Origin of the sequence: Streptomyces sp. ICN903, from assembly GCF_022015835.1 — a bacterium.
Taxonomy (GTDB): domain Bacteria; phylum Actinomycetota; class Actinomycetes; order Streptomycetales; family Streptomycetaceae; genus Streptomyces; species Streptomyces fenghuangensis.
This window is the reverse complement of sequence record NZ_JAKMAY010000541.1, coordinates 1-1,673: the sequence shown is the minus strand read 5'-3', so window position 1 is coordinate 1,673 and position 1,673 is coordinate 1. Positions and strand designations below refer to the sequence as shown.

Below are 1,673 nucleotides of genomic sequence, written 5' to 3'. Positions count from 1 at the left end.
GCCCTGGACCCCGCCCGGATCACCGGCGACCCCTTCACCCTGGGCGTCGCCTCCGGAGACCCGCGCCACGACTCCGTGGTGCTGTGGACCCGCCTGGCCCCCAGGCCGTACGAGCCGGACGGCGGGCTGCCCGCCGAGCGCGTCACCGTCGGCTGGGAGATCGCCCGCGACGAGCGCTTCCGCCACGTGGTCGCGCGCGGCGCCGCGCTCGCCCACCCCGAGTTCCACCACACCGTGCACGTGGAGGCCCAGGGACTCGCCCCCGGCCGCGACTACCACTACCGCTTCCGCGCCGGCCGCTGGATCAGCCCCGCCGGCCGCACCCGCACCGCCCCCGCGCCCGGCGCGGTGCCCGCCTCGCTGAACTTCGCCCTCGCCTCCTGCCAGGCATACCACCAGGGCTACTACACCGCCTTCGGCCACCTGGCCCGCGAGGAGGACGTCGACGCCGTCCTCCACCTGGGCGACTACCTCTACGAGTACGCCGTCGACTCCGCCGGCGGCGACCGGAAGTACACCGACCGCACGCTGCCGGAGGTCTTCGCCCGGGAGACGGTGACGCTGGAGGACTACCGGCTGCGGTACGCCCTCTACAAGACCGACCCCGACCTCATGGCCGCCCACGCCGCCCACCCGTGGATCGTCACCTGGGACGACCACGAGACGGAGAACAACTACGCGGGCGGCATACCGGAGAACAACGTGCCGCCGGAGGAGTTCCTCCTCCGCCGCGCCGCCGCCTACCGCGCGTACTACGAGAACATGCCGCTGCGCCGCCCCCAGCGTCCCCAGGGCCCGGACCTGAGGCTCTACCGCCGCCTGCACTACGGGCGCCTGGCGCAGCTCGACGTGCTCGACACCCGCCAGTACCGCGACAACCAGGCGAACGGCGACGGCTGGAAGGTGCCCACGCCCGAGTCGCAGGACCCCTCGCGCACCATGCTCGGCGCCACCCAGGAGCGCTGGCTGGCCGACGGCTGGCGCCGCTCGCGGGCGCTGTGGAACGTGGTGCCGCAGCAGGTCGTCCTCTCCCGCCGCCGCAACCGGGTCGAGGGCCCCTGGCCGGTCTCCATGGACGCCTGGGACGGCTACCCCGGCGCCCGCGAGCGCTTCCTGGCGGGCGCGGAGGCGGCCGGCGTGGACAACCTCGTCGTCCTCACCGGTGACGTCCACGTCCACTACGGGCTGGACGTCAAGCGCGACTTCGACGACCCGGACTCGCGCACCGCCGGTGTGGAGATCGTCACATCCTCCATCACCAGCGGCCGGGACGGCGCGGAGCGGCCCGCCAACTGGCAGACGCTGATGACCGCCAACCCGCACATGCGCTACTACAACGGGCGGCGCGGCTACGTGATGCTCGGCCTGGACCGCGAGCGGCTGCGCGCCGACTACCGCACGGTCTCCGCCGTGACCACCCCGGGCGCGCCGGTCACCACCGCGGCGTCCTTCGTCTCGCCCGCCGGGGAGCCGGGGCTGCTGCCGGCCTGATCCGGGCGGCCCGTGCGGGGCCGCCGGGCCCTTTTGTCCGGATACTGAACAAAGAGGGTGTGCCGGGGTCGGGAAACCTGGGATGATTGGACGGTTCCGTCGAATCTGGAGAGGTGAATGACCGACCCCGGCCAGTCCCCGGCCGCCGCCGAAACCGAGATACCCCAGCAGCTCCCCGCGCC

1 protein-coding gene is annotated in these 1,673 nt (G+C 73.6%); it reads left to right on the top strand.

Features of this window, described 5'->3' with window-relative positions; all coding sequences use genetic code 11:
- The coding region (locus tag L7D48_RS28620) for an alkaline phosphatase (protein ID WP_237883986.1) at nucleotides 1-1,491 on the top strand (1,491 nt) is incomplete at its 5' end.
- Nucleotides 1,492-1,673 lie beyond the last annotated feature (182 nt).